General features: G+C 69.8%; 20 protein-coding genes and 1 pseudogene. 8 read left to right on the top strand and 13 right to left on the bottom strand.

The features are described from left to right. Positions 1 to 298, top strand: a pseudogene (locus VGR06_RS21960) (3-carboxy-cis,cis-muconate cycloisomerase); the annotation flags it as partial. A 39-nt stretch (positions 299 to 337) separates the two neighbouring features. Here VGR06_RS21960 and VGR06_RS21965 read toward each other — a convergent pair. From VGR06_RS21965 to VGR06_RS21975, 3 genes are all read right to left on the bottom strand, one after another. Further along, positions 338 to 1,282, bottom strand: coding sequence for an alpha/beta hydrolase (locus VGR06_RS21965; protein ID WP_327561006.1), 945 nt, complete (start codon positions 1,280 to 1,282; stop codon positions 338 to 340). Between the two features lie 65 nt (positions 1,283 to 1,347). Then, complete coding sequence (locus VGR06_RS21970) at positions 1,348 to 2,601, bottom strand: GDSL-type esterase/lipase family protein (RefSeq protein WP_327561007.1); 1,254 nt, start codon at positions 2,599 to 2,601, stop codon at positions 1,348 to 1,350. Between the two features lie 246 nt (positions 2,602 to 2,847). Then, positions 2,848 to 3,273 (bottom strand): thioesterase family protein, encoded by a 426-nt coding sequence (locus VGR06_RS21975; RefSeq protein WP_327561008.1) that lies wholly within the window; start codon positions 3,271 to 3,273, stop codon positions 2,848 to 2,850. Positions 3,274 to 3,378: 105 nt separating this feature from the next. Between VGR06_RS21975 and VGR06_RS21980 the strand changes: the two genes are divergently transcribed. From VGR06_RS21980 to VGR06_RS22005, 6 genes are all read left to right on the top strand, one after another. Beyond that, positions 3,379 to 4,917 (top strand): class I adenylate-forming enzyme family protein, encoded by a 1,539-nt coding sequence (locus tag VGR06_RS21980; protein ID WP_327561009.1) that lies wholly within the window; start codon positions 3,379 to 3,381, stop codon positions 4,915 to 4,917. After that, on the top strand, positions 4,914 to 6,146 hold the full coding sequence (locus tag VGR06_RS21985; RefSeq protein WP_327561010.1) for an MFS transporter: 1,233 nt from the start codon (positions 4,914 to 4,916) through the stop codon (positions 6,144 to 6,146). The genes VGR06_RS21980 and VGR06_RS21985 overlap by 4 nt, the downstream gene beginning before the upstream one ends. Before the next feature lie 89 nt (positions 6,147 to 6,235). Next, positions 6,236 to 7,765, top strand: coding sequence for a class I adenylate-forming enzyme family protein (locus VGR06_RS21990; protein ID WP_327561011.1), 1,530 nt, complete (start codon positions 6,236 to 6,238; stop codon positions 7,763 to 7,765). A 74-nt stretch (positions 7,766 to 7,839) separates the two neighbouring features. Beyond that, positions 7,840 to 9,042, top strand: a complete 1,203-nt coding sequence (locus VGR06_RS21995) for an MFS transporter (RefSeq protein WP_327561012.1) — start codon at positions 7,840 to 7,842, stop codon at positions 9,040 to 9,042. 92 nt (positions 9,043 to 9,134) lie between these two features. Next, a complete protein-coding gene (locus VGR06_RS22000) occupies positions 9,135 to 10,694 on the top strand; it encodes an AMP-binding protein (RefSeq protein WP_327561013.1) in 1,560 nt (519 codons plus the stop codon). Beyond that, positions 10,687 to 11,892 carry an MFS transporter gene (locus VGR06_RS22005; RefSeq protein WP_327561014.1) on the top strand — a complete coding sequence of 402 codons (1,206 nt, stop codon included), beginning with the start codon at positions 10,687 to 10,689 and terminating at the stop codon, positions 11,890 to 11,892. Before VGR06_RS22000 ends, VGR06_RS22005 begins: the two co-directional genes overlap by 8 nt. A 269-nt stretch (positions 11,893 to 12,161) precedes the next feature. On the opposite strand, the gene VGR06_RS22010 is transcribed toward VGR06_RS22005, so the two are convergent. Next, positions 12,162 to 12,740 (bottom strand): TIGR03086 family metal-binding protein, encoded by a 579-nt coding sequence (locus tag VGR06_RS22010; RefSeq protein ID WP_327561015.1) that lies wholly within the window; start codon positions 12,738 to 12,740, stop codon positions 12,162 to 12,164. 6 nt (positions 12,741 to 12,746) lie between these two features. Further along, the gene (locus VGR06_RS22015; RefSeq protein ID WP_327561016.1) at positions 12,747 to 14,087 is read right to left on the bottom strand and encodes a condensation domain-containing protein; all 1,341 of its coding nucleotides are present in this window, start codon (positions 14,085 to 14,087) and stop codon (positions 12,747 to 12,749) included. A gap of 568 nt (positions 14,088 to 14,655) precedes the next feature. On the opposite strand from VGR06_RS22015, the gene VGR06_RS22020 reads away from it, so the two are divergent. Beyond that, positions 14,656 to 15,882, top strand: a complete 1,227-nt coding sequence (locus tag VGR06_RS22020) for an MFS transporter (protein ID WP_327561017.1) — start codon at positions 14,656 to 14,658, stop codon at positions 15,880 to 15,882. On the opposite strand, the gene VGR06_RS22025 is transcribed toward VGR06_RS22020, so the two are convergent. From VGR06_RS22025 to VGR06_RS22060, 8 genes are all read right to left on the bottom strand, one after another. Beyond that, a complete protein-coding gene (locus tag VGR06_RS22025) occupies positions 15,852 to 16,607 on the bottom strand; it encodes a hypothetical protein (RefSeq protein ID WP_327561018.1) in 756 nt (251 codons plus the stop codon). The two genes, VGR06_RS22020 and VGR06_RS22025, sit on opposite strands and share 31 nt — an antisense overlap. Positions 16,608 to 16,618: 11 nt before the next feature. After that, positions 16,619 to 16,894, bottom strand: a complete 276-nt coding sequence (locus tag VGR06_RS22030; protein ID WP_327561019.1) for a phosphopantetheine-binding protein — start codon at positions 16,892 to 16,894, stop codon at positions 16,619 to 16,621. Between the two features lie 21 nt (positions 16,895 to 16,915). Further along, entirely contained in the window at positions 16,916 to 17,851 is a 936-nt protein-coding gene (locus VGR06_RS22035; RefSeq protein WP_327561020.1) for a 3-oxoacyl-[acyl-carrier-protein] synthase III C-terminal domain-containing protein, read from the bottom strand. After that, on the bottom strand, positions 17,848 to 18,738 hold the full coding sequence (locus VGR06_RS22040; RefSeq protein ID WP_327561021.1) for an aminoacyl--tRNA ligase-related protein: 891 nt from the start codon (positions 18,736 to 18,738) through the stop codon (positions 17,848 to 17,850). The genes VGR06_RS22035 and VGR06_RS22040 overlap by 4 nt, the downstream gene beginning before the upstream one ends. Before the next feature lie 13 nt (positions 18,739 to 18,751). Continuing rightward, complete coding sequence (locus tag VGR06_RS22045) at positions 18,752 to 19,999, bottom strand: cytochrome P450 (protein ID WP_327561022.1); 1,248 nt, start codon at positions 19,997 to 19,999, stop codon at positions 18,752 to 18,754. Continuing rightward, positions 19,992 to 20,963, bottom strand: coding sequence for an alpha-ketoacid dehydrogenase subunit beta (locus tag VGR06_RS22050; RefSeq protein ID WP_327561023.1), 972 nt, complete (start codon positions 20,961 to 20,963; stop codon positions 19,992 to 19,994). The genes VGR06_RS22045 and VGR06_RS22050 overlap by 8 nt, the downstream gene beginning before the upstream one ends. Further along, on the bottom strand, positions 20,963 to 21,946 hold the full coding sequence (locus VGR06_RS22055) for a thiamine pyrophosphate-dependent dehydrogenase E1 component subunit alpha (protein ID WP_327561024.1): 984 nt from the start codon (positions 21,944 to 21,946) through the stop codon (positions 20,963 to 20,965). Before VGR06_RS22055 ends, VGR06_RS22050 begins: the two co-directional genes overlap by 1 nt. Before the next feature lie 2 nt (positions 21,947 to 21,948). After that, positions 21,949 to 22,239 (bottom strand): methyltransferase (locus VGR06_RS22060; protein WP_327561025.1); only part of this gene is annotated, 291 nt, incomplete at its 5' end.

The following is a 22,239-nucleotide window of genomic DNA, read 5'->3' on the forward strand; positions in this document are numbered from 1 at the left end:
GGAACGCATGCGGGAAAACCTCAAGCTCACCGGCGCCGCTCTGGTGTCTGAGCGGCTGACCACGATCCTGGCGCCGCTGGTCGGAAAGGCTGCGGCGAAGAAGCTGCTCACGGCCGTCATCGAGGAGTCCGAAAAGGACGGTACCGACCTGGTCGAGGCGATTGTCGAGGCGGTGGCCAGGGAGGGCAAGGAGTTGGACCTCGAGACGGTGCGGGCGAGCGTCGATCCGGAGCAGTACGTCGGTGCGTCGGTCGCGCTGGCGGACCGGGTGCTGGCCCGGTACCGCGGAATGCCCTGAAGGCGGCCTTCAGGGCACTCAACGTCCTGAAGGCCGCCTTCAGGGCACTTCAACCCCGAACCACTCCCGCAGGTACCGCGCCGCCTGGTCGATGGCCTGCCGGCCGCCGTCGAGGACTCCGGCCATGGCAACGAACCCGTGCACCATGCCGTCGTAGCGGGTGGACTCCACGGGAACGCCGGCCGCGCGGAGCTTCCCGGCGTAGGCCTCGCCTTCGTCGCGGAGCGGGTCGTACTCGGCGGTGATCACCAACGCCGGGGGGAGGCCGGACAGGTCGCCGGCGAGGAGGGGCGACACCCGGGGGTCGAGACCTTCGTCCGGTGTGGACAGGTAGTGGGACCAGTACCAGGCGACGGAGCGGCGGTTGAACAGGGCGGGGTCGTCGTTGGTGCGCATGGACTCGGTGGCGCCGCGGTAGTCGGTGTTGGGGTAGATCAGGACCTGGGCGGCGAGGGCGGGCCCGGCCGAGCGGGACAGCTGGCACACCACGGCGGCGAGGTTGCCGCCGGCGCTGTCGCCGGCCACGGCCAGGCGGGCCGGGTCGGCGCCGAAGGCTTCGGCGTGGTGCGCGATCCATCGGGTGGCCGCGTAGGAGTCGTTGACGGCGGCGGGGAACTTGTGCTCGGGGGCGAGGCGGTAGCCGATGGTGATGACCTGGCAGGGGACGGCGTTGGCCAGGGAGCGGCAGATGGCGTCGGAGGTGTCGATGTTGCCGAGGGTCCAGCCGCCGCCGAAGAAGTAGATGAGGGTGGGGAGCGGGTCGGCGGTGTCGAGCGGGCGGTAGGTGCGGATCGGGAGGTCGCCGGCCGGGCCGGGGAGGGTGCCGTCGATGACCTCGTGGACCGGCTCGCCGGTGCCGGCGGCGGCCTGGATGGCGGCGAGGTCGGCAGCGCGGGCCTCGTCGATGGAGAGCGTGTACAGCGGTGCGGTGCCGGCGGCGATGGCCTTCTCGCGCATGGTCTGGACTTGCGGGTCGAGTGGCATCGCGGCTCCTTGGACGCGAGCGAGCCCGACGGCGCTGGGCGCCGCCGGGCCGCTCGGGTGTTCGGCTAGTTGAGAACCAGGTTCAACGGGATGGAGTTTGCCATCGCCGCCGCGCCGGCGTCGTTCGGGTGGATGTGGTCACCCGAGTCGAACTCGGCCTTCACCTTGCTCGGGGCTGCCGGGTCGCGCAGCACCTGGTCGAAGTCGACCACACCGTCGAAGTCGTTGCGGTGCGTGCGGATGTACTCGTTCACGGCATTGCGGGTGGCTTCCTTGGCGGGGGTCCACGCGTCGTCGGGCTCGTTGAGCACACCGTTGAGGTCGAAGCCCTCGTACGGGCCGAGGGTGGCGACCACGAACCGGATGCCGCGCTCCTTCACGAGCTTGGCGTTCACCTTGATCGCGTTGATGATCGCGTCGGCCGAGTCGCCGGTCATCCAGATGTCGTTGATGCCCAGGTCGAACAGGACCGTGTGCACGCCGGGCTGCGGGAACAGGTCCTCGTTGAGCCGGGCGTTGGCGTTCGAACCGAGCTGGAAGAAGCCGGGGAAGCCGTCGGCGCCGGGCTCCGTGCCCTCGTGGTTGAGCCGGTTGCCGGCCAGCGCCGCGTTCAGCACGCCCGGCACCTTGCCGTTGCGCCGCAGGTCGACCAGCCGCTTGGCCAGGAAGTCCGTCCAGCGCGTGTTGGCGTCCAGGGTGCTGCCGTTGCCGTCGGCGATCGAGTCGGCGATGACCACCACCGAGCCGGCCGCCTTGCTGCGCAGAACGTCCACACCGGTCACGAAGTAGAAGCGGGGCGAGGAGATCGTGAAGCCGGTGCCGGCCGCGTCGCCGTTGAGGTCACCCGCACCGATGAACGCGGTCTGCCGCGCGGTGGCGTGCCAGGAGGTCGGACCGGTCGGGGTCGGGAAGAACATCGTCGTCACCAGGTCGGACACGTCGTCGACGCGCATGTCCACCGGGTCGCTGAGCAGCTCCTGGCCCTTCAGCATGGTCGCCGAGGCCTGGCCGTTGAACGTCAGTTCGTGCAGGGTGCTCGCGTCGATGTCGTTCAGCGCCGGGGTGGCCGCGTTGGGCTTGGCCACCGTGGCCCGTCCGATCGCGACGCTCTGCGTGCCGAAGACGTTGGAGAACCGGATCCGCACCTTGTCGCCGCCGACCGACACGTGCTGGAGCGACCGGAAGCTCTCGTTGGTGAAGCCGGTGAGCGACCGCCCCACGGTGTCGGACGGCGTCAGGGCCTTGGCCCAGCTGCCCACCCAGTCCTTCTGGCTGACGTGGTCGACCCCGTCCTCCTGGGCCGACGAGCTGCCGCTCACGACCAAAGCGGGTACGGCCACGGCGATAAGGGCCGCCGTGCCAACCACGCTCCATTTTCTCGGGGACTTCATTGAGAATGAACCTCCCACAAAAAGGACCGGGCACGAAAGCGGCGCCCGGTCACCAAAGCTTGTGGGCGCACAGTAGTACGCCCCCAAGGGGTCGTCAATCGCCATCAAGAAACTGACTCCAGTTGGAGCAACAGTTACTCAGAGCGGCAACTCAGCGCGTTCTTTCGGTAGCGCTTAGAGACCTAGAACCTCGGGCGCGGTGGCGATCGCGCGGTACCGCTCAGCGGGCTCCGGCACCAGGCGGCGGGTCTGCAGGTCCATCAGGCCACCGACGCTGGTGACCTCGGCGACCAGGGTGCCATCCGCGGCCCGGCGCAGCTGCTGCGGCACCCGGAAAGTCTTGCCGGCGCCCCAGGACATTTCGCATGAAACATCCACGGTGTCAGGGTAAAACAGCTCGCCGTGGTACCGGATCACGGTCTCCAGGAACACCGGCCCAATCCCCAGCGCGGCCAGTTTGCCCTGGTCGACGCCGGCCGCGCGGAGGAACTCCCACCGCGAATGCTCGGCGTACTGCAGGTAAACAACACCGTTCACGTGGCCGTTGCCGTCGATCTCGTAGGCCCGAACCGAAACCCGTACCGAAAACCGCTCAGCCATCCTGTCCACCTTCCGGTGACGCACCGCGTCACGCCGACCGCAGTCAGCGACCGCTAGTCTCCCCGACACACTACCGGTAAAGTCGCGGCGGGCGAGGAGAAGCCAATGGAGACCAACTTATCGGGCCATCCGAATTACGTCCTGCGGGCCCTTGAGCTCTTTGCCGGCTATGGCAAAACTGAGGCTCTCGTGCGCCGCGACCGCCGATTAACCTACCTACAGGTACGTGCGGCGGTAATGGAAATGGCGGCGTCGATGCACCGGCACGGCGTGCGCCCGGGAATGGCGGTCGCGGTCCTGGTCGAGCGGCCGCTGGAGGCGCCGGTCCTGCAATTGGCCCTGCACGCGCTGGGCGCCCGGTCGGTGTGGATCGACCTGGACGGGCTGCGCCGCGACCTCGGCGAGTACCTGCGGCTGGTCCGTCCGGAGCTGCTGCTCTACGACGCCCGCACGCAGGACCCGCTGGGCCGCGAGCTGGCCGCGCGGCTGGACGTCCCCGTGCTCTGCCTCGGCCCCGGCGGGCTCGGACCGGACGTGCTGGTGCCCACCGGAGCGGCGTTCGACCCGCGCTGGGCGGGACCCGAGCCGGAGTCGGTGTTCCAGACCAGCGGCACCACCGGGGTGCCGAAGCTGGTGCACCACCGGCAGAACTTCTACCGGCAGGTGCTCACGCTCGCCGAAGAGCTTGTGGCGTCCGGAGAGCACGGTACCCGGCACCTGTCGATCAGCGGACTGTCCTATCTGGCCGGTCAGATCTCCGCGCTGATCTACCTGTTCTCCGGTGGAACCCTGGTGCTGCTGGAGGGTTTCGAGCTGGCCGAGTTCCTTGCCACGATCGAGCGCGAGAAGATCACCTCGGCGTTCATCTCTCCGCCGGTGCTGTACATGTTGCTGGACAGCCCCAAGCTGTCTGCCACCGACACCTCGAGCCTGGAGCTGCTCAGCGTCGGCGCCGCCCCGGCCACCACCTCCCGGCTTCGGCAGGCCATCCGGCGGTTCGGCCCGATCGTGCGGATCACCTACGGGCTCTCGGAATGCCCGTTCGTCGCCGCGTTTCCGCGGATCGCCGGCGACCCGCCGAAACTGCTCGAGTCGTGCGGGAAACCGTACGGGGACGTGGATGTCGAGATCCGGGCAGAGGACGGTCAGGTGCTCGGCGCCGGCCAGGCCGGCGAGCTGTGGGTGCGCAGCGACCTCAACTTCGCCGGCTACTGGGGCCAGCCGGAGCTCACCGCGGACACGCTCGTGGACGGCTGGGTGCGCACCCGCGACGTCGGCTACCGCGACGGGGACGGCCACCTGTACCTGGCCGGCCGGGCGTCCGACATGATCATCGTCGGGCAGTACTGCGAGAAGATCTTCCCGCGGCCGATCGAGGACACCCTCACCACACACCCGCAGGTCCGCGCCGCCGCGGTGATCGGCGTGCCGGACCCGGAGTTCGGCGAGGCCGCGCACGCCTTCGTGGTCACTGTGGACGGTGCCACGGTCACCGCCGCGGAGTTGGCCGCGCTGGTCGGCGACGCGCTCGCCGAGGAGTGGGTGCCGGCCACGTTCGAGTTCGTGCCGTCGCTGCCGCTCACCGCGATCGGCAAGGTGAACACCAGCGCGCTCCGGGCCCGCTACGCCGCGGCACCGCGATGAATGACTCATTCAGTGCGGCGGACGCACCGAACGGGTCATTCATCGCATTCGGCGCCCTGCTGTGCGCCGAGGTCGTCTCCGCGCTGGGCAACCGGATCTCGATGGTGGCGATCCCGTGGCTGGTGCTGGTGACCACGCACGACCCCGGGCTGATGGGGCTGGCCGCAGCGGCGGAGCTGGTGCCGTACCTGCTGGCCGGGGTGTTCGCCGCACCGGTGGCGGACCGGCTGGGGCTGCGGGCGGTGTCGGTTGCCTGCGACCTGGGCAGCGCGGTGGTCATGGCCTTGATCGCGGGCTCGGACGCCGGGTTTCCGGTGCTCGCCGGGTTGATCGCGGTGGCGGGGACGCTGCGGGGGGTGGGTGACCGGGCGAAGCACGTGCTGTTGCGGCCGGTGGCCGAGACGGCGGGGTTCGGCATGGCGCGGGTGGCGGCGGCGTACGAGGCGCTGGCGCGCGGGGCGATGGTGGTGGGGGCGCCGCTGGGTGGGGTGCTGATCCTCTGGTTCGGGGCGCGGGGGGCGATCTGGGTCGACGCGGCGTCGTTTGCCCTTTGTGGAACGGTCGTCGCCGGGTTGGTGCGGGTGGTCGTGCGGTCCGCTGAACCCGGGTCGTATCTCGGGGCGTTGCGGGGTGGGGTTCGGTATCTGTGGTCTGATCAGCTGCTCTCGTCTCTGCTCTTGATGATCTTCGTGGTCAATGTGTTCGCGCAGGCTGGGACGGCGGTGTTGGTGCCGCTCTGGGTGGCGGACGTGCTCGGGTCGCCGGCGGCGCTCGGCGTGATCTTCGGCAGCTTCGCGGCCGGGGCGGTCGTGGGTGGAGTGGTCTTCACCGCGCTCGCGCCCCGGCTGCCGCGATATCCGACGTTCGTGGTCGGGCTCGCGCTGTCCTGCGCTCCCCCGCTGCTGATCCTGCTGACCCGGGATCTGACGCTGGTGCTCGCGGTGACGTTCGCGGCCGGGGTGGCCGCCGCGACGTCCAACCCGATCCTCGGGGCCCTGCAGTACGAGCGGGTACCGGCCGAGTTGCAGAACCGGGTGTTCGGGCTGGCGACCGCGATCTGCTACGCCGGGTTTCCGGTCGGCGGCGTGCTCGGCGGCGCCGCGGTGACCCTGCTCGGGCTGACTCCGGCACTGGTCGTATCCGGGCTGCTGTGCCTGTTACTGACCGTGGCGCCGCTTTTCTGGTATTTGGTGACGAATAGCGCAGCGCGCTCCCCCGGTCGCGCTTAGCGACCACTCTTTGTCCTTGGTTCCGCCGGACCTCGCAGGTAGAGTCCCGTCACGGTGACTGATTCACCAGGCGAACCCGGGAGAAAGCAGTGACTCACGGCTTATCCGAGGACAATTACGTATTACGCGCACTGGGGCTGTTCGCCCAATACGGCGACCGCGAGGCGCTGATATTCGGCCGAGACCGGATGTCGTTCGAACAGGTGCGGGCCCGCACCCTCCAGCTCGCCGCCGCGCTGCGGGAGCGTGGGGTGCGCCCGGGAATGTCCGTGGCCGTCCTGATCTACCTGCCCATCGAGGGGCCGGCGCTGCAACTCGCCCTGCACCTGCTCGGCTGCCGGGTCGTCTGGCTCACGCTCGGCACCGGCACCCCGGCCATGCGCGAGTACCTCACGCTCACGGCGCCGGACTTCTTCCTCTACGACCCGCGGACGCAGGACGGGTTGGGCCGGGAACTGGCGAGCGGCCTTGACGTTCCCGTGCTGCGCCTCGCGCCCGACCTGCTGACCGATCGTCCACATCAGCCAGACGCGGTCGATCTCGTGGCGCCGGATCCCGAGTCGGTTTATCAGACCAGCGGCACGACTGGTGCGCCGAAGGCGTTGGTGCACGGGAATGTGTGCTTCCGGCAGGCGCTTGAGTTGGCGACCCGCTGGGAGCCTGAGGGCCATCCGCGGCTGCGGCACCTCACCGTCACGCCGCTGTGGTGGTCCGCCGGCACGGTCGCCACGATGATCACGATGGCCAGCGGCGGGCTGACCGTGCTGCAGGACGGCTGGGAGCCGGCCGTCTTCCTCCGGGGCGTGGAGGCCTACCGCATCAACTACGCGTTCATGTCGCCGCCGATGTTCTACCAGCTGCTCGACGAACCAACACTGTCCACATCGGACACCAGTAGCATGTACATGCTCAACGTGGGCACCGCGCCGATCCTCACCGAGCGGCTCAGGGAGGGCGTCAGCAAGTTCGGCCCGGTCATCCGGATCGCTTATGGGCTCAGCGAATCCCCGTACGTGACCGCGCTCGCCGCAGTCACCGACGACCCGCGGCACCCCGAGCGGCTCCACTCGTGCGGCACCCCGTGGGGCGACGTGCGGCTGGAGATCCGCGCCGAGGACGGCACCGCGCTCGGCCCCGGCGAGGTCGGCGAGGTGTGGGTGGCCAGCCGGCTGAACTTCACCGGCTACGTCGGCCAGCCCGAGCTGACCGCGGAGACCCTGGTGGACGGGTGGATGCGCACCCGCGACGTCGGCTACCGCGACGTGGACGGCTACCTGTACCTCGTCGGCCGGGACCAGGACATGATCATCACCGGGCAGGGCTCGCGGAAGATCTACGGCCGGCCGATCGAGGACGCGCTCACCGCGCACCCCCGGGTGCGGGCCGCGGCGGTGATCGGCGTGCCGGACCCGGCCCTGGTCGAGGTCGTGCACGCATACGTGGTGCCGGACGGCGAGGCCGTGCCGACGGTCGAGGAGCTGCGCCGGCAGGTGACCGCGGCGCTGCCGGAGATCTGCGCGCCGCGCTCGGTCGACTTCGTCGACAGCCTGCCGCTCGTCGGGCTCGGCAAGATCGACAAGAACGCCCTCCGCACCCGCTACGACGCCGAGCATGCCTGAGCCACTTGTCGCGGGTAGTTCCCGCGACAGGTCCCACTTGTCGCGGGTAGTTCCCGCGACAAGTCGCACTTGTCATGGGTAGTTCCCGCGACAAGTCGGGACTCGTCGCTCTGTTGGGCGCCGACGTGGTGTCGACGCTGGGCAACTGGGTCTCGGTGATCGTGCTGCCCTGGCTGGTGCTGGTGAGCACCGGCAGCCCGGCGAAGATGGGCCTGGTCGCGGCCGCCGGGCAGGTGCCGTACCTGCTGTCCAGCCTGCTCGCCCCGCCGCTGGCCGACCGGTTCGGGCTACGCCGCACGTCCATCATGGCGGACCTGGGCAGCGCCCTGTCCATGGCGGCGATCGCGGCGGTGCCGGGGATCGGCTACCTGCCGCTGCTCGGGCTGGTCGGGTTCGCCGGGGCACTGCGCGGGGTGGGCGACCGGGCCAAGCACGTGCTGCTCAAACCCATGGCCGAGGCGGCGGACGTGCCGATCATCCGGGTCACCGCGCTGTACGAGACGCTGAACCGGACCACGCAGATGGTCGGGGCGCCGCTGGGCGGGCTGCTGATCTTCTGGTTGGGCACGCGGCCGGCGGTGCTGGTGGACGCGGTGTCGTTCGCGGCCTGCGCGGCGCTGGTCGGGTTGCTGGTACGGCCGCCCGGACCGGCCGCGGAGCCGGCCACCGAGCGGTACCTGGTGGCGCTCCGCGGCGGCGCCCGGTTCCTGCTGGGCGATCAGGTGCTGGTGGCCATGATGCTGTCCATCTTCCTGGTCAACGTGCTGACCCAGTCCGGCACGACGGTGTTCATCCCGCTGTGGGTGGCCGAGGTGCTCCGCTCCCCCGCCGCGCTCGGCGTGGTGCTCGGCGCGTTCGCCACCGGCGGGGTGCTGGGCAGCCTTACCTTCACCGTGCTCGCGCCCCGGATGCCGCGGTACCTGACGTTCGCCGTGGGCATCACGGTCGCCGGCGCGCCGCGGCTGTTCGCGCTGAGCAGCCACAGCCTGGCGCTGGTGCTGGTGGTGACGTTCGTGTCCGGGCTGGGGATCTCCGCGGTGAACCCGATCTTCGGCGCGATGCTGTACGAGCGGGTGCCGGCCGGGCTGCAGACCCGGGTGTTCGGGCTGGCCGGCGCAGTGTGCTCGGCCGGCCTGCCGATCGGGGCGACGCTGGCCGGGGCGGTGGTGACCGGGCTCGGCCTGCACACCGCGGTCCTGCTCGGCGGCGTGCTCTATCTGGCTGTGTCGCTGCTGCCGCTGCGGCGCATCCGGGTAGACCAGATGGCGGTTAAGTAATTGGACCAAGGTACTTAGTCCGAACGGGCCTTGGCGTGGTGTGCGCCGGCCGTGAGTATTGGTGCACCACGGCGGCTGGGGATGGTGTTCTGGTGATTGAGCGTGGCGCGCGGCCCGAGTACGTGTTAAAGGCACTCAAGCGTTTCGCCGAATACGGCGACCGTGAGGCGATCGTCGCCGTCGGGTACCCGTGGGAATGCCGGCTGACCTACACGCGGACCCGGGCCCTGGTGCTCGATATGGCCGCGGAAATGCGGGATTCCGGATTCCGGCCCGGGATGACCGCGGCGGTAATGGTGGGCCATCCGCCCGAGGCGCCCGCGCTTCAACTCGCACTGCACCTGCTGGGCTGCCGCACCGCGTGGATCGCCGCCGGCACCTCGCCGCGGGAGGTCGACGAGTACGTCGCGCAGATCAAACCGGACCTGCTCGTCTACGACGCCCGCACGCACCTCAAGCGCGGCGCGGCGCTGGCCGGCAAGCTCGGCCTGCCGGTGCGCTGCCTCGGCCCGGACGGCGCCGGCGCGGATCTGCTCGCGCCCAGGTCACCCGACGCCGCACTGTTCGATCCGGACACCGCGACCGGCGAGCCGGAAACCGTGTTCCAGACCAGCGGCACCACCGGCGTGCCCAAACCGATCCACCACAGGTCCGCGCTGTACGAGCAGATGTCGACGCTCGCCGACGAGTGGGTGGCCGCCGGGCAGCCACTGCTGCGCCACCTCACGCTGACCCCGTACTGGTACGTGGCCGGGCAGACCTCGGCGCTGCTGAACCTGGTCAGCGGCGGCGTGCTGTACCTGCTCTACCGGTTCCGGCCGGCCGAGTTCCTTGCCACGATTGAGAAGTACCGGGCCAACTCGGTGTACGTCTCGCCGCTGATGTTCTACGAGCTGCTCGACGAGCCGGCCCTGGAGACCGCCGACACCTCGAGCCTGCAGTTGCTCAGCGTCGGCGGCGCCGCGGTCACCCCGGCCCGGCTGCGGGATGGCCTCAAGCGGTTCGGCCCGGTCATCCGGATCACCTACGGGCTCTCCGAAACCCCGTTCATCTCGGCGTTTCCGAACATCGACGAGGACCCGGCGCGGCCGGACCGGTTGCGTTCCTGCGGCCCGCCGTACGGCGACGTGCGGATCGAGATCCGGGACGAGGACGGCGCCGTGCTCCCGGCCGGCGAGGCCGGCGAGCTGTGGATTTCCAGCAGGCTGAACTTCGCCGGCTACTGGCACCGGCCGGACCTGACCGCGGAGACCCTGGTGGACGGTTGGCTGCGCACCCGCGACCTGGCCTACGCCGACGACGAGGGCTACCTGCACCTGGTCGGCCGGGCCCAGGACGTGATCATCACCGGCAAGGGCTGCGACCACATCTTCCCGCGGCCGATCGAGGACGCCCTGGCCACGCACCCGGAGGTGCGCGCGGCCGCGGTGATCGGCGTGCCGGACCCGGAGCTGGGCGAGTCCGCCTACGCCTACGTGGTGCTGGCCGAGAACGCGACCGTCACCGCGGAGGAACTGTCCGAACTGGTCGCGAAGCGGCTCACCCGGTTGTGGGTGCCGCAGACGTTCGAGTTCGTCGCCGACCTGCCGCGCACCGCCAGCGGCAAGGCCAACCTCAAGGAGCTCAAGGCGAGGTGGGCGGCGGTTGGGTAACCGGGTCGCCCTGTACGGCCTCATCACCGGCACATTCATCTCGGCGCTCGGCAGCCGGGTGTCGATGGTGGCCGTGCCCTGGCTGGTGCTGACGACCACCGGCAACCCGGCGGACATGGGGCTGGTCATCGCCGCCCAGATGGTGCCGTACCTGGCGTCCAGCGTGCTCGGCACGCCGCTGGCCGACCGGTTCGGGGTGCGGGCCAGCGCGATCACCTCGGACGTGGTCAGCACGCTCACCACCGCGGTGATCGCGGCGACGCCGAACGTCGGGCTGCCCACGATCCTTGCCATGTCGGCGATCGCGGGCGTGGTGCGGGGCGCCGGGGACCGGTCCAAGCACGTGCTGCTGCGGCCGGCGGTCGAGGCGGCGGGCTTCGACATGAAGCGGATCACCGCCGTGTACAGCGGGCTGACCAACGGGTGCACGCTGGTCGGCACGTCGGCCGGTGGGCTGCTGATCCTGTGGTTCGGCGCGCAGGGCGCGATCTGGGTGGACGCAGGGTCGTACGGGGTGGCCACGGTCATCCTGGTTTTGCTGGTGCGGCCGCAGCTGCCTGAGCGGCCGGCCGCCGAGCCGTACCTGGTGGCGCTGCGGGGCGGGGCCAGGTTCCTGTTATCTGACCGCCTGCTGCTCGGCATGCTGGTGATGACGTTCTCCGCCAACCTGGTCAACCAGGCGCACACGTCGATTTTCGTGCCGCTGTGGGTCAAGGAGGTGCTGCGCTCGCCGGCGGCGCTGGGGACGGTGCTGGGGGCGTTCGCCCTCGGGGCGGTGATCGGGAATCTGGTGTTCACCGCGCTCGCACCGAAGCTGCCGCAGTACGTGACGTTCACGCTGGCGCTGGCGATCAGCGGGGCGCCGCGGCTGTTCGTGCTCGGGTTGAGCCAGGATGTGGCGCTGGTGCTGGCCGTGACGTTCGTCTGCGGGTTCGCGGTGGCGGCGGTGAACCCGGTTTTCGGCGCGATGCTGTACGAGCGGGTGCCCAAGGAGTTGCAGACCCGGGTGTTCGGGCTGGTGGCCGCGGTGTCGTTCGCCGGGTTCCCGGTCGGCGGGATGCTGGGCGGCTGGGCGGTCAACGGGTGGGGGCTCACCACGGCGATCCTGTTGGGAGGCGGGGTCTATCTGATCGCGACGGTCGTCCCGCTGGTGCGGCATTACAGAATTCTCAACAAATCGACCGAACGGGTGGAGTAAACCGGCAAATGGCCCCCGCCGATCGGTGGAAACATGAAAAGAGGCCGTGTCGCGGTGCGACACGACCTCTTTGACAGGTCGAACTACTTACTCGCCGGTGCCGATGGTCTCTTCCGCACCGATGCCCGTTCCACGCATGATTGCCTCCGTTGAGGGATGTGATGTGTTGATGCGACAAACGAGGCTGAGGCAGCCGAACCTCGGCCTCGCCAGGACAAAGCTAAGCTGCGCGCGCAGATGAGTAAATAGTCCGAATGGCGGGACTTGAGTCAGGTGCGGGGCCAGCTCGGGGAACGGCCCAGAAAACCCAGCATTCGCGCGGCCGGCGGGGCGTCCGCGGAGACCGGCACCGGATAGGCGAATGGCGCACCGGGGCCCCAGGAGGTCTCCGGCCACCGCTGGCCCATCCGGAGCACGGTAAGGCACAACTCTGGATCGAGGGTGAAGTCCGCGTCGATCGCCCGGGCCACATCCCAGCCGTGCACCAGATAGTCGACGAAGTGCATCCCGACGGCGACCTGCCCGGGCCTCGAGCCGAAGCCGTGCACCTCGAACGTGCGCTCCAGCACCCCGTCGCCGGCAAACGCGGCGCGCACCCGCTCGGCCGATTTCTGGTATTCACCGACCAGGTCATCGACAATACCGGTGCCTTCCCACACGTCCGGGTCGGCCGGCTTTCCCTCCGCCGCGTCGGCGAAACCGTTGTTGTTCCCGGCCATGTGCACCAGCAGGGCCCGCAGGTCCCACTCCGCGCACGGCGTCGGGGCGTCCAGCCGATCCTCGGTCACCCGCGCCACCGCCGCGTTGGTCGCCGCCAGCGCCCGCCGGTCCAGCTCGATGATGTCCACAGCAGATCACACCTTCACGTGTTGGCCGACCCCGGTCGGGGCGGATCCGTCGAGCGCCGCCTCGACCGCCACCGCCTCGATGTTACGGACAATCGTCTCCAGGTCGGCCGGTGCGAACCAGCGGGAGTCCGCCGTCATCTCGAACTTGATGTCACCCCTGGTGTCGAACAGGTTGAAGTAGATCTTCCGCTTCGGCGGGTTGATCTTGTCCGCCCAGCTCACCGTGCTGAGCTCGAGCGCCGACCGGATCTGCTCGGCGGTGACCGGCTCGGTCGCGCCGCGGTCGAACACCCGGCTGTCGTTGTAGAAGCAGGACAGGTCGATCTCCTCGCCGCGCTCCCGCTCCACCCGCTCGATCACCTCGTCCTGCTCGTACGGGTTGTAGTAGGCGTTCTTGTAAGCGGTGAGGGCGCTGCGCGCGGCCCGGGCCACCGCCTCGTCCAGCGTGATGTCCGCGACGTCGATGAGGTACGGGGTGAGCTGGATGAGCGCGCTCACCGAGTCGGACAGCCCCGGCCGGAACCGGTTGCTCACCATCAGCATGGCCAGCACCGGGTTGACGCCGGTGAACCGGGCCAGGCCCACGGCGAAGCTGGCCAGCAGCACCGGCGAGGTGTTGACGCCCAGCCGCGCGGCCACCGAGCCGATCGCCAGCTGGGTGGCCGGCGAGCGGTACTCGATCTGGTGGATGATCCGCTCGCCCTCGTACTTCCGCTCGCCGAACCGGCTCGGCGAGACCGTGCGCAGCACCTTTTCCAGGTACTCCAGGGAGGTCGCGTTCTGCTTGCGGCCGGCCGGGGTCTGCTGCCGGCGGGCCTGCTCCAGCGGCGGCAACCCGACCGGCGCGCTCTCGTCGTCGCGGTCGAGGTCGGCGAGCAGCGCGACCAGGCCGTCGGCGTCGATCGAGGTGTGCAGGATGACCAGCACCTGGTGGGTCAGCACGCCGCCACTGCGGATCACCGCGAACCGCACCGGCCACTCGGTCTCCAGCTCGAACTGCTCGCTCTGGTAGCGCTCGGACACCGCGGTGGCCACCTCGGCCGGATCGGTGTCGCCGGCGTCGACGACCTCCAGCACGGCCTCGCCCTCGCTCGCGCACACCTGCAGCGGCGAGGCGCCGTCGCGCAGCCGCAGCCGGGTGCGCAGCGCCTGGTGCCGGCTCATCATGAAGCGCAGCTGGTGCGCCATGCCGTCCACGGTGGCACCGTCCGGCAGCGCGGCCACGCGGACCATGGTCTTCGGCCGGCCGGAGAGCTCGATGGACTGCCAGAGGCCGATCTGCCCCCAGCTCAATTCCTCGACCCCGGAGCCGTCCCCCTCGAAACGCACCAGAATCCGGTCAGTCATTACCGCGCGACCTTTCGGGCTAGAAATGGGAGTTCGGGGGCAGGCGAGCCGCCCACCCCCGAACATGAGCGCGGACGGCTAACTTGGTAGCCGTCCGTCCGCTAGTGTGTTCACTCCTTCACCGCCATGTTGAGCACCTCCCTCCAACGTCGGGCCGCCAGGTTCGCCCGGCTTGGACAATCGCCCCAGCCTTGCGGTGTGGCCTAGTAAACCAGGCAAAGCCGACGGCCACTAGCTGTTGGTAAAGAGTTTCTCCGGCGGCACCAGATACCCCACTGGAGAATGTTCGAAGTGAGTTGGAACACTCCCGTACCGAGCGTATGCGGGCATGTGCGCATCGCGGCGTGAGCTGTATTTCGTTGACGGGTAGTGTCATCGCGGCTACCGTTTTCACAGTTATCGTTCCAGGCGCTTACGCCAAAAGGCCCAATGACCGGTGGCCGGTTCGGCGGATCACATGCCAAGAAGGCCAAAGTAGGCCAACTGGCGTAACCGTCCGGGCTTACCGGCACGGCCTGCTTTGGCCGGATTGGCATCTACTAACACTTTTTCAGTCGGTGGTGGATTGATGGAAACGGGCAGGCTCGGGCTCCCCAGACAGAGCCGGCTGCTGATCGTGGTCGCACTGGTCGACTCATCCGGCACGGGGCTGTTCCTCACCGGATCCGCGGTGTTCTTCACCCGCAGCGCGGGGCTGACCACCGCCGAGGTCGGGATCGGACTGACCGTCGCCGGGCTCTGCGCGCTGCTGACGCTGACCCCGCTGGGGATGCTGGCTGACCGGATCGGCCCGAAACCGGCCGCCGTGGTGATGCATTTCTGGCGGGCGGCCGGCTTCGTGGGTTACGCGTTCGTCCACGATTTCTGGGCGTTCCTGGCCATCGCCTGTTTCGTGGGCATACCGTCCCGGGCCATCGAGCCGATCGGGCAGATGTTCGCCGACCGGCATGTCGGCCCGGACTACCGGATGCGGATGATGGCGGTGTTCCGCGCGGTCTACAACATCGGCTTCACCCTGGGTGCGCTGCTCACCACGCTCATCCTCGCCGTCGACACCCGGGCGGCGTTTCAGAGCATCGTGCTGGGCGACGCGCTGACGTTCGTCATCGCCGGATTCCTGCTGATCCGGGTCCCGCTGCTGCACGAGGGGACGAAGAAGCGCACCGTCCGCGGGTGGCCGCGGTCGCTGCGCCAGGGCCGGTACCTGCTGGTGGCGGCGCTGAACGGGATCATGGTGCTGCACATTCCGATGCTCAGCGTGGCCATTCCACTCTGGGCGACGCTGCACACCAACGCGCCGCGGGTGCTCGTCGGGCCGCTGATCATGATCAACACGCTGCTGGCCATCCTGCTGCAGGTGCGGGTCAGCAAGGGCATCGAGTCGCTGGACGGCGGCATCCGGGCCATGCGGCTGGGCGCGGTGTGCCTGGCCGCGTGCGCCGTCGTGCTGGCGTTCGCCGGGCGACTGGACGCGGTCGGCGCGTCGGTGCTGCTGGTGGCCGGCATCGTGCTGCTCAGCTTCGGCGAGATCTACCAGTCGGCCGGCGGTTGGAGCCTGTCCTACGAGCTGGCCCCGCGGGAGCGGCAGGGCGAGTACCTCGCGGTGTTCAGCCTGGGCATGGCCGCGATGTACACGGTCGGGCCGGCGCTGGTCACGATCGGTGTGGTGGAACAGGGTCTGCCGGGCTGGCTGGTGCTGGCCGCGGTGTTCCTGGCCGCCGGCTGGGTGGTCCGGCCGGTGGCGCTGGCGGCGAAGGCGCAGGTTCACGCGGACACCGTGGCGACGCACAGGTAGCGCAGCAGGGGGTCGTAGTCGGCGAGCAGCAGTGGCCGGCCCTCGCGGTGAGCGTCGGCCAGCTCCCACCAGACTCCGGTGTAGGGCTGGCCGTCCGGGGCTTGGCGGACATCGTCGGTCAGGGACTGTGCGGTTGGGTAGAGGTTGCGGCTGACGATCAGCGTTTTGGTGTCGTGTTCGGCCAGGATCTTTGCGGCTTCGTCGATGTCGACGTCGGTGTGCTGGTCGATGTGGATTCGCTGTTGGGGTGAGCTGTCGAGCAGGAATCCGACGGCGGCATGGCGTTGTGGGATGGGTGCTGGGGCGGCCGGCTCGTAGTGGATGGCTGACTGCTCGGCCACGATCAGCATGGCGCGCGGGTGGTTGTAGGCGTTGATCATGCTGAGCGCGGTGAAGGCGGCCGCGGTGCCCTGGTCGCACACGGCGAACGCGAGCGGCTCGCCGGGGCAGCGGCTGCTCAGGTAGGTGGCGGTCGCGCGGCCGAGCCGGACGTCGTGCACACCGTAGGCGAGGATCAGCAGGTTGACCGGCAGCCGGCCGGCGTGCGTGGTAAGCACAGTGATCAGCGGCTCGGCCATCTCGCCGTAGGAGTGGCCGAGGTCGGTCTGCCGCACTTCCAGGTCATAGCGGCCGACCATGTCGGACAGGTAACGGCGGAGCGCCGGATCCCCTGCCAGGGCAGAGTTCCCGTCGAAGGTCCGGCGCTCGGCCGCCGCGATCCGCATCCCTGCCACTGTCACAGGGGCGTCGCGTGCTGGGTGACGAAGTCCGCGAACGCGCCGATCGACACCAGGTCGCCGCGGTCGATCTCGTCCACGTCGACCTCGATGCCCAGCTCCTCCTCCAGCGCCAGCAGCAGTTCCAGCGTCTTCGAGGAGCTCAGGCCCAGCTCGTCGAAGAGGCGGATGTCCTCCGGTATCGCCGACAGGTCCCGTTTCAGCACCTGCGGCAGCAGCGTGCCGATACTGGCCACCACCCGCTGCCTCAGCTCAGCGTCCAGTACTTTGTCCATCCCGGTCCAACTCCCTCTGATTCAGTGCTGCAGCACCATTGCGGAAAAGATCGCGCCGAACCCGGCCGCCGCGATCACATAGCGGTCACCGCGGTGCAGCAGGTCGTGCTCGACCGCGGTGCGGTAGTTGAGGAACGCGTCCGCCGCGAACGTGTGACCGGCCACCGGCACGTTGTCCAGCAGCACCTTCTCCACCGGAAGCTCGAGGCGCTTGGCCAACCGCTTCCAGGACACGGTGTTCACGTTGTGCGGCAGGATGAGCGTGATGTCGTCGAGGGTCAGGCCGGCCCGCTCGACCGCGGCCAGCACCACCTCGTCCAGCAGCTTCGGGTACTCGCGGACGTAGCGCTCGTCCAGGCCGGTGGTGTCCGCGGCCCAGTGGTCGAGGTCGCCGCGCTGCCGGGTGACATAGGACAGCACGCGGTCGTGCGGCCCGTCCGCGGACACCAGGCACGCCCCCGCGCCCTCGCCGAAGATCCGGCTGTCCGCGGCCACCGCGGGGTCCTGGGTGAACACCTGCTCACCGGCGACCACCAGCGCCAGCGCGCCCGGCTCGCCGGACGAGGCCAGCAAGCGGCCGGCGATGTCCACCGCCAGCAGGCTGGTGGCGCAGCCGTGGTGGGTCACGGTGAACGCGGTCGCCCGGTCCAATGCCAGGAGCGCACGCAACTCGTGGACCGGGTTCATCGGGTACGGCAGCGCGACCGGAACCCCGCGCGCGTACAGCACATGGCGGATCCGGTGCGCCTTCTCCCGCAGACCCTCCACAGTGGACGCGGCGGCGGCGAGCAGGTCCAGCACGGTGCCGCCGGGCTCCTGGCGGCGCACCTCGGCCAGACCGTGGTAGCGGCGCAGCACCTTGATCTGCGACGCGGCGAGGTCCAGCCGGCCGGCCAGATCCTCGATGGGCACGCGCCGGTCGGGCAGGTACGCCGCGACCGCGTCGAGCGCGGTCATGCCCCGGTTCCGCCCAGCACCGCGACGACCTCGGCCGGCCAGTCGCGCACCGCGGGCCCGTGCGCGTTGATCAGCGCGAGCGCGATCCGCTCCAGGCCGAACGCGGTGCAGGCGGTGTGCCCGACCTCGCCCCCGGCGGTGAACTCGAACACCTCGCCGAAGTGCTCCTTGTGGTAGTTGGCGGACGCGATCGCCTGCACGGTGTCGCCGGAGACCGCGACCCGCAGCTCGAACTTGAGCTCCTGCAGGCGTTGCGCCTCCTGGAAGAGCTTGCGGCCCGGCCCGAAGAACGGGTCGTCGGCCACCTCCACCGACACGCTCAACCCGGCCGCGGACAGCCACTCCCCCACCCGGGCGAGCCACCTCTCCCGCCAGCTCGCGCAGTGGTCGGGCGTGCCGGCGGTGACCAGCTCCACCATGCGGAACGAGCGCAGCCGGCCGGTCTCGCTGGAGGCCTCCTGCCGGAAACACGTGGCGTCGACGTGGAACCGCGCGGGCCCGGCCAGCTCGCGGCCCTCCAGCGTCGGGTACACCGGATAGCAGGCGGCCGGCAGCAGCACCACGTCGCTGATCGTGTGGTCGCGGTACCAGTCGCCGCCGGACTCGACCAGCGGCGAGAGCTTGCCCCAGGAGCGGCCGTCGCCCGGGTAGCTGTGCACCGTGCCGAGCAGCTGCGGGAACGAGCCGACGTAACCGGCGCGCTCGATCGTGCGCCGGGAGATCACCGGCGGAATCGTCAGGCGGCGGAACGGTTCCGCGGCCGCCATGGCCGTGATGCCGCGTCTCAGCAGGCCGATGATCTCCTCGAAGTTCTCACCGAAGAGGTAGACCCCGGCGGCCTCCGTGCTCAGTGGGAGAAGGTCCTCCGCCACCGCGTGGTCAAGCATTCTCGTGCCCCCTTCAGGAAACCGTCACTGGCAGGCTGTCGTAGCCGCGCAGCATCAACTTGTCGCGCTCGCCGGGGGTGCCAGCCACGGCGATGTCCGGGAAACGCTGGAACACCATGGGCAGCGCGAGCTGGCCTTCCAGCCGGCTGAGCGCGGCGCCCAGGCAGTAGTGCAGGCCGCCGCCGAAGGACAGCACCTGGTTGTCCTCGCGCAGCGGGTTGAACGCGTCCGGGTCGGCGAACCGCGCCGGATCCCGGTTCGCCGCGCCGAACAGCACCAGCATCCGGCTGCCCTCCGGGACCGGCACCCCGGCGAGCTCGGTGTCCTGTGTGGACCACCGGATGCTGAAGTGGGTGGGCGGCTCGTAGCGCAGGATCTCCTCGATGTAGGCCGGCGCCCGGCGCTCCGGGTCCGCGAGCAGCGTGGCCAGCAGGTCCGGCCGGTCCAGCAGCAGGGTCAGCCCGTTGCCGATCAGGTGCGTGGTGGTGACGAACCCGGCGTTGAACATGGTGAGCAGGTTGGCGATCAGCTCGTCGTCGCCCATCGGCGCGCCGTCCGCCTGGGCGGCCACCAGCCCGCTGATCAGGTCGTCCTGGGGCTCGGCCCGGCGCCGGGCGACGAGGTCCACAAAGTACTCACTGAGCTCCGCCGCCGCCTTGTCGGCCGCCTGCAGGTACCGCCACATCCCGCTGCCCAGGTCCAGGATCGCGCCGAACGCCCTGACCCGGTCCGGGAACCACGGCCGGTCCTCCTCCGGAACACCGAGCAACTCGCCGATCACGTCGGCCGGGATCGGCAGCGCGAACTCGGCCATGAAGTCCACCGGCGTGCCGCCCGCGCCCAGCTCGGCCAGCCGGTCCAGCCGGGCGTTGATGATCCGGATCACGGCCGGCTCCAGCGCGGCGATCCGGCGCGGCGTGAAGACCTGGCTGAACAGCCGGCGCACCCGCAGGTGCTCCGGCCCGTCGGTGAAGAAGATCGAGGAGAGCAGCGTGCGCAGCGCCGTGTGCTCGCGCCAGCTGGCGCTGCGCCGGTCCGGGTACTCGGTGTCCATCACCCGGAACGTCGCCGAGTCCCGCATGACCTTGTTGGCCGCCTCGAACCCGTGCACCACCACGTCGAAGCGGTACTCGTCGTCGATCAGCCGGCACACCGGGCCGTGCCGGTGCAGCTGCGCGTAGTGCGGGTACGGATCCCGCCGTCCCATGCGGGACAGCAGGTCCTTCAGCGACACGGTCGGGATGGTCGCGGAGTCAGCCATCCTTCATCACCCCCTGGATCGCGGTCACCAACTGGGCTCTACTCGGTTGCACGGCCCGGTCGAGGTCGAGGGCGAACGGCAGCACGGCGCCGTCCGGCCGGGTCACCCGCGCCGGCGGGGCGGTGAGTTGGCACTGCTCCGCCACGGTGGCGATGATCTCGCCGGCCATTCCGGAGGTCCGGTTGGAGTCGTCGATCACGACGAGCCGGCCGGTCTTCGACACCGAGGCGATGAGGCCGTCCCAGTCGAACGGGTACACCGTGCGCGGGTCGAACACCTCGATGGACGCATCGCGCGCCATTTCCTCGGCCACCGCCAACGCGTCGTGCACCAGGTGTCCCAATGCGACGACGGTGACGTCGGTACCCGCACGATGTACCCGGCCGACACCGAGCGGAACCGGCTGCAGGTCGGCGTAGTCCACGTCCTCGCGCACCGCCAGCGCACCGGCCGGGGCGAACACGACCACCGGGTCGTCGTCCCGGATCGCGGTGACCAGCAGCCCGTAGGCGTCCGTCGGGGTGGCCGGCAGCACGGTCTTCACGCCGACGTGTGCGTAGAGGCTGTACGGGTGGTCGGAGTGCTGGCCGGCCCACCCGGTGCGGGATCCCGAGCCGGGCACCAGGTAGGTCACCGGGACGGTGCACTGCCCGCCGGTCATCAGCGAGAACTTGTGCGCCTGGTTGGCGATCTGCTCGAAGACCAGGAACAGCAGCGACGGGATCTGGAACTCGATCACCGGCCGCATCCCGGCCAGCGCCGCGCCGGTGGCGAAGCTGGTGAAGGCCTGCTCGGACAGCGGCGTGTCCAGCACCCGCTCCGGGCCGAACTTGTCGAACAGGCCGGCGGTCACATTGGACACCGCGACCCGGATGTCCTCGCCCAGCACGAAAACGTCGGGGTCGCGGGCGAGCTCGTCGGTCAGCGCGCGGTTGAGCGCCTTCTGGTAGGAGAGCCGGGGCATCACCAACCACCCCCCGACCGCGCGCGCATTCCGGTGGCGTACAGGTAATCCAACGCGCCGGCCGGGTCGGGGTGCGGGCTGCTCACGGCGAACGCGACCGCCTCGTCGAGGACCGTCTCGATCCGGGCGTCGATCTCGGCTCGCTCCACCGGGCTGATCCGCGCGGCCTGGATCTCGACCGGGTCAGTGTTCCTGGCCTGCGCCACCTCGTCGTTGTCGCGGTAGCGGACGCGGGCCTTGTGCTCCCAGGTGTGGTGGGCGTCGTAGCGGTAGGTGAGGCACTCGATGAGCGACGGTCCGTTGCCGGCGCGGGCCCGGTCCACGGCCTCCCGCGCGGCGTCGAGAACCGCCTGCGGATCCATGCCGTCCACCGTCGTGGCCGGCATGCCGAACGCCGCGCCGCGGCCGGTGATCGTGCCGGCCACCGCGTCCTCGACGGTCAACGTCGTGGCGTAGCCGTTGTTCTCGCAGACGAACAGCACCGGCACCTTCCACAAAGCGGCCAGGTTCATGGCTTCCAGCAGCACACCCTGGCTGACCGCGCCGTCACCGAAGAAGCTCACGCCGACGGTGTTTTCACCGTTGCCACCGGCTTTGCGCCGGGCGGCCCAGGCTGCGCCGACGGTGATCGCGCCGTTGGCGCCGACGATCGCGTTGGCGCCGAAGATGCCCAGCGAGAAGTCGGCCGCGTGCATGGAACCGCCGCGGCCCTTGTTGAGGCCGGTGGACCGGCCGGCCAGCTCCGCCAGCATCTTCGCCGGGTCCGCACCCTTGGCGAGCACATGGCCGTGGCCTCGGTGGGTGCTGGTGATGATGTCGGTCGGGCGCAGCGCCGCGCACACGCCGGCGGCGATGGCCTCCTGCCCGATGTACGGGTGGATGCCGCCGACGATCACTCCTTTGTGGACGAGCTCGACGGCCCGTTCCTCGAACCGGCGGATCAGCCGGGTTGTCCGGTAAAGATCCGCGGGGGTGTCAGCCATGGTCAATTTCCTCTCACCGTGGCTTCGACCACGCCCTCTGCTGAGTCCGATGTGGACGGCCTGGCGGCCGTCACATCGAAGCCTGACTTGGTCAGGAGCAGCTGGTATTCGTCGGCTGTTCGGTCGTGGCCTTCGAGCATGCCGAGCATCAGCAGGTCGACCATGGCCGTGGCGGCTGACCCAGGCTCCTCCGGCAGCAGCTTCTCGAACACGAGCAGCCGTGCGCCGGGAGCCATTGCCGAGGCCAGGCGGCGCAGGATGGTCTCGGCATGCACGTCGGTCCAGTTGTGCAG

The organism is Actinophytocola sp. (assembly GCF_036002505.1).
Taxonomy (GTDB): domain Bacteria; phylum Actinomycetota; class Actinomycetes; order Mycobacteriales; family Pseudonocardiaceae; genus DASYTH01.